At 54.8% G+C, this 9,398-nt stretch carries 7 protein-coding genes; 3 read left to right on the top strand and 4 right to left on the bottom strand.

The features are described from left to right. Together SFLMC1_RS02880 and SFLMC1_RS02875 are read left to right on the top strand one after the other, a co-directional pair. Positions 1-513 (top strand): restriction endonuclease subunit S (locus SFLMC1_RS02880; RefSeq protein ID WP_187323834.1); only part of this gene is annotated, 513 nt, incomplete at its 5' end. Between the two features lie 34 nt (positions 514-547). After that, positions 548-1,348 (top strand): tyrosine-type recombinase/integrase, encoded by an 801-nt coding sequence (locus tag SFLMC1_RS02875; RefSeq protein ID WP_152073510.1) that lies wholly within the window; start codon positions 548-550, stop codon positions 1,346-1,348. On the opposite strand, the gene SFLMC1_RS02870 is transcribed toward SFLMC1_RS02875, so the two are convergent. The 4 genes from SFLMC1_RS02870 to SFLMC1_RS02855 all read right to left on the bottom strand — a co-directional run bounded on the left by SFLMC1_RS02870 (position 1,335) and on the right by SFLMC1_RS02855 (position 8,306). Continuing rightward, positions 1,335-2,951, bottom strand: coding sequence for a restriction endonuclease subunit S (locus SFLMC1_RS02870; RefSeq protein ID WP_154063897.1), 1,617 nt, complete (start codon positions 2,949-2,951; stop codon positions 1,335-1,337). The genes SFLMC1_RS02875 and SFLMC1_RS02870 overlap by 14 nt on opposite strands. Continuing rightward, positions 2,951-4,432, bottom strand: coding sequence for a class I SAM-dependent DNA methyltransferase (locus tag SFLMC1_RS02865; protein ID WP_152073508.1), 1,482 nt, complete (start codon positions 4,430-4,432; stop codon positions 2,951-2,953). The genes SFLMC1_RS02870 and SFLMC1_RS02865 overlap by 1 nt, the downstream gene beginning before the upstream one ends. A 25-nt stretch (positions 4,433-4,457) precedes the next feature. Beyond that, positions 4,458-7,220, bottom strand: coding sequence for a DEAD/DEAH box helicase family protein (locus tag SFLMC1_RS02860; RefSeq protein ID WP_152073507.1), 2,763 nt, complete (start codon positions 7,218-7,220; stop codon positions 4,458-4,460). A gap of 318 nt (positions 7,221-7,538) precedes the next feature. Then, positions 7,539-8,306 (bottom strand): 3'-5' exonuclease, encoded by a 768-nt coding sequence (locus SFLMC1_RS02855; RefSeq protein ID WP_152073506.1) that lies wholly within the window; start codon positions 8,304-8,306, stop codon positions 7,539-7,541. A gap of 462 nt (positions 8,307-8,768) precedes the next feature. Between SFLMC1_RS02855 and SFLMC1_RS11230 the strand changes: the two genes are divergently transcribed. Continuing rightward, positions 8,769-8,894 (top strand): hypothetical protein, encoded by a 126-nt coding sequence (locus SFLMC1_RS11230; RefSeq protein ID WP_255412934.1) that lies wholly within the window; start codon positions 8,769-8,771, stop codon positions 8,892-8,894. Positions 8,895-9,398: the final 504 nt, after the last annotated feature.

Genomic DNA, 9,398 nt, shown 5'->3' with positions numbered 1-9,398 from the left:
CCCGAGGGGTGGGCGTGGGCGAGGCTGGGCCAAATAGTTGCAACGTGCGGAGGCAAGACCCCCTCGAAGGCGAACAAGGAGTTCTGGGAGGGCGGTGGCGTGCCCTGGATCACCTCGAAGGACATGAAAGCCGCCGAGCTGTACGGGTCCCAGATCGAGCTCGCCCCGCTCGGTGCGGCCGAGACCGGCACCGTTCCCGCCGGCTCCGTCCTCATGGTCGTTAGAAGCGGCATCCTGCGCCGCCTGCTTCCGGTCGCCATCAACCGCGTCGAGACGACCATCAACCAGGATCTCAAGGCGATGACGCCGTTCCACGGCGGCTTTTCCAAATGGCTGCTCACGTGCTTCAGCGCCTGGGATAAGCGCATCCGCAACACCTATCACAAGGACGGCACAACTGTGGACAGCATTGAATTCGATTCGATGCTGACGATGCTCCTTCCCGTCCCGCCTCTGGCCGAGCAGCGCCGCATTGTCGAGCGAATAGAGGAGCTATTCAACCACCTCGATTAGCTGCTTTCATTGCATAGTCGAAAGGAGAGCTGCAATGAAAGCATTTGAAGAGTACTTGCAAGCGCAAGAATACGCATCGAACACTATTGCCTCATACTTGTTTGCGGCAAAGCAACTTGAGCAAAATGCAACCCCCATAACGAACCAGTCACTTCTTGAGCATAAGGAGTGGCTGGTTTCGTCATTTGCACCCAAGACTGCGAATAATCGTATTGGGGCCATCAATGTCTATCTTGATTTTCTTCATTTCGATGGAATGAGACTCAAAGGGGTTCGAGTCCAACAGAAGCCATTCCTAAACAACGTAATTAGTAATGAAGAATACGAGTTGTTGCGAGAGGGACTTCGAAACGATGGGGATTGGTTCTGGTACTTCGTCGTTCGTTTCCTTGCATGTACGGGAGCGCGTGTGAGCGAGCTCAGGAGGTTTGAGGTGAGACACATTGAGGAAGGCAAGATGGACATTGTCTCGAAGGGGCAGAAGCTCAGGCGTATCTATGTGCCGAACAAGCTGCAAGAAGAAGCGCTGGAATGGTGCGAAACAGAGCACAATAAGACAGGCGCGATTTTCCGCGGAAACAGTCCAAAGGCGCTGACAGCTCGCGGTATCTCCCTCGGGCTGAAACGAGCGGCAGAACGGTATGGTGTCAATCCCGATGTGGTCTACCCTCACTCATTCCGACATCTATTCGCAAAGAACTTCATTGCCAAGAATCCTGATATCGCATTTCTTGCTGACCTGATGGGACATGACAGCATCGAGACGACGCGAATATACCTGCGGCGCACTGCCGCCGAGCAGCGCGCCGCAGTTGACGAGGCTATAGATTGGTAGTGGAGATTATTGCTTCTATGTCTTTAACGATGCGGCGCTGCTCGCCCAGGGGTGGAATCGGAATAAGGAAGAAAGCGACCTCTTTTGCGGGCAGCTCCTTCTGATTCGTACTTCCCGTTTGTTTGCTGAAGATAAGCCGCTGGCCATATTCGGAACGAAGCAGGTGAAAAACGTATTTACTCTCAAATGGTTGCACTATGCGCACCACTGCTACGTGGGAGTCAGGAACAATGAAGGGATAATCGCCGAGTAGTCCTTCATCGAAGACTCCGACGCGGCCGAGAGTCCCGGTTCCAGTTGAGTTGACTACGACGTCCCCGCTCCTCAATTTGAGCGTCTCTCCGTACCTATCCAGTGCGGATCGATCGAGGAACTTAACTTTCTCCAGCGTGATACCCCAAGGTTGATTGCACTTCTGGGCGAACACCGGGATAGATGGATCGTCAGTGTAGACGGGCGATTTGCCGCGGCGCAGAAGGGAGCAGACGGTGCCCAGCCTCGCCCACGCCCACCCCTCGGGAAGCTCGAACGGGATCTCGTCTTCGATGCACCTGGGCTCGCCCTTCCCGTCGGCGGGCTTCTCATAGCGCAGGCCATCGGAACCGGTGAAGATAACGGTGTCGCTTTTGACGTCTTTAGGCTTGAGCTCGCCGCGCTCCACCATGGCGAGCTTCTCCTCGCGGACGCCCGCGAGCAGCTCGCTCGCGGGCTCGCCTCCCGGGTCCCGCTCAGTAAGCTCTCCGCGGACGGCGAGATCGAGTACCTTCGACTTGAGCCGCGCAAGCAGGCCTTCGAGATCAGTCCTGTCCCGCTCGATCGCGTCGACGAGTGCCAGGTATTTGTCGAGCGCGTCGACGATGCGGCGCTGCTCGGCGAGGGGCGGGACGGGAATCAGGAGAGTGCCTAAGACGTTCAAATTGAGGTTCTTTAAAGTTGTCCCTATAGCATCTTTTTCAAGCTGCCGTTTAACATAATCAGCCTTGAATAGATAGCTGAGAAAAGAAGCATCAACACTGCAAGACATGCGCGAAAAGAAGCAGCCAGTACCGCATAGCCAGCCACCTTGGTTTTGGTCAACGAATGCGGCTCTCCCCATTTCGCCTCTTCGCCCAATGACGAAGTCACCTTTTTTGAGCACATATGAAGATAGCCTTTTGCAAGTTAGAGGCGTAACTCTTTTCCCTGGAAAAATTACGCCATCTCGAATATCGGCAGGATTGACTACTGGTATTCCATTTTCCACGTAATCGGTCTTATGAAGAGCAACTCCAAAGGGCCCAGTATTCGTTGACAGGGAAAATGAGGAGAATCTAACCCACTGCCATCCTACTGGCAATTCGAACGGGACTTCTCCTTCAACGCACTTCGCCTCGCCCTTGCCGTCTGCTCGCTTCTCATAGGGCAGCCCATCGGAACCGAAATAAATCACGGTATCGTTTTTGACGTCCTTAGGCTTGAGCTCGCCGCGCTCAACCATGGCGAGCTTCTCCGCGTGGATACGCGACAGCAACTCGCTTGCGGGTTCGTCGTTCGAGTCTTGGGGGGCTAACTTGCCGCGGATAGCAAGGTCCAACAGTTTTTGACGTAGTTTCTTGGTTTCCATTACTCCTCGATGTCCCCCAGAAGCGCCTCGAGCTGTTCCACGGCGTCGGCAATTGCGTCACTTTTCTCGTGAATGCTTGCGAGCAAATCCGAAAGCGCAATCTCGGAGATGTCCTCGCCGGTTTTGATCCAGGTGATATCGAGACTCAGCTTGTCACGGCCCATAATCTCGTCGATTGTGAAGCGGCGCCAACGACCATCGGGGTTGTTATCCTCGCTGTAAGTCTCATCGCGCTCATCGATATGACCGGGCTTATAACAATCGAGGAAGTCGGCAAGGTCAGCCTCGGTCATGGGATGTTGTTTCAGCGTGTGGTGAACGTTCGTACGATAGTCGTAAATCCACACCTCGCGAGTCTGCGCACGCTCGCTGCCAGGACGGTTCTCGAAAAATATAACGTTGGCCTTCACACCCGGCTTGTAGAAGATGCCAGTCGGCAGGCGCAGGATAGTGTGCAGGTTCGTGGTCTCCAGCAACTTACGACGCACCGTCTCGCCCGCGCCGCCCTCGAACAGCACGTTGTCGGGCACGACAACGGCAGCGGTGCCGCCAGTCTTCAAGATGGTATGAATGTGCTGAACAAAGTTCAGCTGCTTGTTAGAGCTCGTTGCCCAGAAGTCCTGGCGGGAGTACGAGAGTTCTTCGTCGACAAGCTCGCCGTCCTCGCCGGCGGCAGCTTTGAGCGTCGCCTTTTTGCCAAAAGGTGGGTTGGTGAGCACGTAATCAAAGCGCACACCAGGATCGGAAAGAAGCGCATCGTTCCTCGTGATGGGCGGAACGTCGTTGAAGTCGCCAATGTTGTGCAAGAAAAGATTCATGAGGCAAAGACGGCGCGTGGCGGGAACGATCTCCCAGCCGTGAAATGCCTCGTTCTTCAAGAACTTCTTTTGGTCGGCGTCGAGCTGATAGGCCTCCTCTATGTAGCTTTTTGCGGCCAGCAGGAAGCCGCCCGAACCGCAGCACGGATCACAGACGGTCTTCTCAGGCTTAGGCTGCGCACACTTGACGATGGTGTTGATGAGCGGCCTAGGCGTAAAGTACTGCCCGGCACCAGATTTGGTGTCCTCGGCTATTCGCTGAAGCAGCCCCTCGTAGATGTCGCCCTTGACGTCCTGCGACATAGCCGTCCACGTTTCTGCACCGATCATCCGAATAACTCGCGCCAAGATTGCCGGAGAGCTCATCTTGTTTTGGGCCCCAGTAAAAATCTCCTGCAGCATGCCGCCCTGGGCGCCTAGCTTGTCGAGCATCTTCTTATAGGTATCGAACAGCTCTGCGCCGCTCTTGTCCGCAAGACACTCCCAACGACAGTCCTCCGGAAGACCGGTCGGCCTGTTGTAGGGAGGCTTGCTGTACTCGTCTGCCATCTTGAGGAAGAGCAGATAGGTGAGTTGCTCGAGATAATCGCTGTTGGAAACGCCATCGTTATAGAGGACGGTCGCCATGTTCCAAATCTTCTGGTTAATGGTGGATACGCTCATGCGCTGCCTTTCTAGCTAATAGGTGTTATGCGACAAGCGCGTAGTTCATGTCGTCGAGAACGTCTTGGTACTTATCGCCGAACAGGATGTAGAAACGCCCGAGGCCGCCCTTCTCCCCGAAAGGCGACAGGTCGAGGTCGTCAGAGCTCACGCTTCCCGAGGTAGAGATATGGTCGCGAATCATACGCAGCCAATCCATCTGCTCTTCGGTAAACTGGCCGTGGCCTGCGTTCTTGGAGAAGACCCAACTCTTGAAACGCTCCGCCACGCCCGCCTCGAAGGGCCGTAGGATCTTTTCCTGTCCGAGTTCGAATCGAATGACGGAAATGATGTCCATAATCTTGCCCACAGCGCTTCGCGCCGTAGCGACGGGTGCCCCCGCAACCTCGTATGCATGCCAGACCGTGTCGCAAGAGAGCCCATAGGGGGACGTTTTCAACGCATCGTGAACAGCTTTGACCATACGCAGCGTGATGGGGCGCTGTTTGTAGGTTTGACCGTAGATGATTTGCAACGCGTCCAGCTCATCCTTGTTGTCGGCAAGGAACTGTCTGAATGTTTGGATGACCTCTTTGGCGTGGTCCTCGCGATCGGTGTCCCAACCGGATGAAATGACAGCATCCAGGTTCTCATTATCTATAACCTGGTCGTGTGCCTTGCGCACGTTTTCGAGATAGTTTCTCAACTCCGCAGAGAGCATCGGCTCTATCGCCTTTTCGACAAGCCGAGACTGGGCTTCCGCCAGCCTGGCTCGCTCTTCTTCGGTTGCTTCTTGAACATCATCGCTAAGGATAAACCCGGCTTCCTTTGCTATCTTGTCCTCGTCGAAAGCATCAAGCATATCTCTGGCGATATCGTTCACAGAGGCCCCGTCAGCGAGCTCGGCGGCCTTCTTTCGCTCGCCATTGTCCATGACGGCGGCGAGTCGAAGAAGCCGGCCGGCGAGTGAGGTGACGGTATCGTCATCGCGCGCACCCATGGCGACGCTCATCATGAGCTCTTTCAAGCTTACTGAGGGCTTCCGCTCAAGCTGCCTTGTTTCAGTCTTCAGGCTCTTCGTGACGCCAACGCAATCGACAACCACGTAGCGGCACTTGTTCGTTGTCGCTGACGGCGAAACGCGAGCCAGGTCATCATGGCCGAGCGTACGACGCCCGCGGCCAAGCATCTGCTCGAAGTAGTTTTTAGAACGAACATCTCGCATGAAGACAAGACACTCGAGAGCTTTGACATCGGTACCAGTAGCGATCATGTCGACGGTCACGGCTATGCGTGGATAGAATTCGTTGCGGAATGCCGCAAGTACAGACTTGGGGTCCTCTTCAGCGTTATAGGTTATCTTCTTGCAGAACTCGTTCCCGCGCCCGAATTCTTCGCGCACAATGTTGATGATGTCGTCCGCATGACTGTCTGTTTTGGCAAAGATGAGAGTCTTGGGTATTTCCTTGCGGCCAGGAAACATAACCGTTGTGACCTTGTCGCGGAACTCGCGGATGACGGTGCGTATCTGGGACGGGTTGACAACATCGCGGTCCAGTTTACCCTTGTCGTATTCCAAATCCTCGTCGTTCTGCTCCCATCGCTTCTCACGGGAAAGGCGATCCCTCTTTTCAACCAGACGCTCGGTAATCGTCGCGCCGTTCTTGCTCACATCAGTTTCGATGATGTAGGTATCGCCGCCGACATTGACGCCGTCAATGACTGCCTCCTCATGGGTGTATTCACTCACGACGTTCTGGTTGAAAAAAGAATAGGTTCGCTTGTCAGGCGTAGCAGTAAGCCCGATGAGAAAAGCATCGAAGTAATCGAGGACCTGCTGCCAGACGTTATAGATAGAACGGTGACACTCATCGATGATGATGAAATCGAAGTATTCAGGCGGGTAAGCCGAGTTGTACTCAACATCGCGTGGCCCGCCGACGAAGCGACCCTCACTAGGGGAAGATTCCTCGTCCGCCTCATCAAGTTCCTTGCCCTTGAGGATGGAGTACATGCGCTGAATAGTACTGATGCATACGTTGGAGCCATTGGGGATCTGCGAAGAGGTCAAACGACAGACGTTGTAAAGCTCAGGAAACAACCTCGCATCGTCGGTAGGCCTGTATTTGCGGAACTCCTCCTCGGCCTGTTCCCCCAGGTTCTTTGTGTCAACAAGGAATAGAATGCGCTTTGCCTTGGCAAATTTGAGTAGACGATAAACGTTGGTAATGGCGGTATATGTCTTGCCAGCACCAGTGGCCATTTGGATTAACGCGCGCGGGCGATTCTCCTCAAACGTCTTTTCGAGTTTTAAAATTGCATTTACTTGACACTTGCGATAGCCGGCGGTCTCGAAGTCGGGAAAAGACTTAAGTCTATTCCGAAGAGTGCCAGAATCCTTCAGCCAACTACGTAGCTGTTCCGGTCTATGAAAAGAGAAGATCTCGCGAGAGCGGTAGTCTTTATCGTGGTAGTCGCAAAAGCGGACCAGGACGTCGGTCGCCTCGTAGACAAAGCGAATGTCAATATTCGTAGTGGCATATTTGAATTCACTCTCGGCGTATTTCTTTGACTGCTCGGCTACCGCTGTTAGCTTCTCGCCCTTGTTGTGTTCCTTGGCTTCAATTAACCCGCAGGGGGTGCTATCAACAAAGATAAGGTAATCACATGGCCCAGAAGTCGTTTGCCACTCACGGACAACGACACCGCAGGCCGCTGCGGGATTGAACTCTTTAACGTCCTGAACGACATATCCAGAAGCGCTCAACTTTTCATCGATAACAAGACGCGCTTTTTCCTCGGGGCTCACCCAACCGCCAGCCTTTCTCGATGCCGCAAACTAATATGCCAGCGTCCTAGAACATACATAAGAACATTTTATCAGGCATTAGACAGCAGCGTCTATCTCTGAACAAAAGCAGCGAGCGTTCTGGAGGAACGGTCGCTGAAGCGCGGTAGACCCCGGGCCCATCGGCGACGCAGCACATGTCCTAGAAAGTCAGAGAGAAACGCTCTATGTTTAGAAGCAAACGGATGGTCTTTCCAAAAGAAACACGAGAAGCGCATCAATTGAATTAAGGAAAGTTGAAGTACAGTAGGCAGCAGTGAATTTATCAATGGCCTTCAGTCACCCAAGTCCACCAGCCATTCTTAGCAAATTACCCAACCCCTCTGCCTTCAGCTTCAGCAGCAGGTCGCCCAGCTCGGGGCACTTGCTGGAGAGGCGCGTCTGGGCTCGCGCGCCCATCCCCCACCGTTGGCGGACTTCCTGGGCGCGCGGACTCGCGCGGTAGTCCCCGTCCATCATCTGCTTGAGCAGCTTGGCAGTCACGCGCGCATCGGCAAGGGCGCTGTGGGCGTGGCCCGTCGACTCGTCGAACTCGATGCCAAACCACGTTACCGCGTCGCCCAGCGAGACGCGCCCGTGGCTGCCCACGTCCATAATCGAGGTGTAAAACGTCTGCAGGTCGGCCCAGTCCGTAGGAAATGCGGAAAGGTCGATGTGCTTTGCCTGGCACTCGGTCAAAAGCTGTCGACGATCCGTCCCGCTCCAGCAAACTATCTGGGCGAAGTAGCGACCAATCCAATCGCTGAGCCTTTTGATCACCACATAGAGCGGATCGGCCATCGCGGTGTCCACGGCCGATATCCCTGTGAGCTCGCGGACGGGAAACGCAACGCCTTCGGTATATTCCGTCTGCACAAACTGCGAGAACTCACCCATAACGCTGCCGTGGTAATCGAGCTTGACGGCGCCGACCTCGATAATCTCATTGCGCAGTCTACGGCGCTGGCGCTGTTTTGGCACCGGCGCAAACTCAAAGTCCAGCACGATCTGGCGCGCAAAGTTCGTCGTATCGATAGCCGAGATGCACGGCGTCTTTTCAGCTGACACGGTTAGGGCCTTTCTCCGTCAAATGCCGCTTGTTACATAAGCGACTACATTGCCGTAAGGATAGGCGCCCGTGCGGACACAAAAGCGGGGTGCAACGCCATGCGCCGGTCGCACGCCATGCAGACCGCCCCAAGAGAGTCGCCCGCTCTATTCAAATGCATGAAAAAGATTTAGGCCCGGTGACTTGAATCAGCGGTCATCCCGAGCCCATCAATATGCAGTGTACCTACAGAGGGCTGGTTAATCAAACGGGCTTTCGGCGACGAAGACCTGCGCGTCTATCCCCAATCGCCCAGCGCCGTCTTCTGCCGCCCTTACGAAAGGCTGCTATTCGAAGGAATCACGTTGCTGTTATTATCGAACATATATTCGTATTTATGACCACGCTTTGATAGAATGGCAGTTGTTGACGGCAGTTCCATGTGCCGGGCAGCGCCCTCCATGCGACGGGAGGTGATGCCCATGACCGATCTGATTGATTTCGTGAAGCTCCTGACCGCTTTGGTCTCGCTCCTCACGGCGCTTATCGGACTTTCCGAGGCACTTAAGCAGCGTACGAAGCAAAAGAAGAGGGGTCGACGCCGTTAAGGCATTGACCCCTTGAACTAAGTAACGGCGCTGCCCAGCTATCACCCTTGGGCTGCCGTCGACTTTATTCTACCCACGGTTGCCAGGTTTAACAAATGAATTTTCAGTAATGGAGCCTCGGAGCACGCTCGCTCAACCACCTGGCCATCGGATTAGCCGGATTCTGGGACACGCCTTCCGTCCCAGGCCTCTACCGGAAAATGCGTCCCACCCTGAGGCTCGATTCCGGGACACGGTTTCCGTTTGAAGCCCCGATGGGAAAGCGTGTCCCGTTCCGAGAGCTCATTCCGGGATGCAGTTTCCGCTAGAGATGCCACCGGGAAAGCGTATCCCGTTTTGGAGCCAAATTCCGGGTCGTAGCTTCCGCCTGAGGGCCGATCCGGAAACGGCATCCCACTCTGGGGCCGAAATCTGGGACACACTTTCCGCCGGCAGCCAACACGACAAAAGAAGGGGCCCTATTCCAGCAATTCGAGGACAGGCTCTTGCCCTCGAGCAGAGCTA

The sequence above is a fragment of the Collinsella aerofaciens genome (genome assembly GCF_901212495.1).
Lineage (GTDB): Bacteria > Actinomycetota > Coriobacteriia > Coriobacteriales > Coriobacteriaceae > Collinsella > Collinsella aerofaciens_H.
The sequence above is the reverse complement of the archived record's forward strand: the minus strand, read 5'-3'. Positions and strand labels throughout refer to the sequence as shown.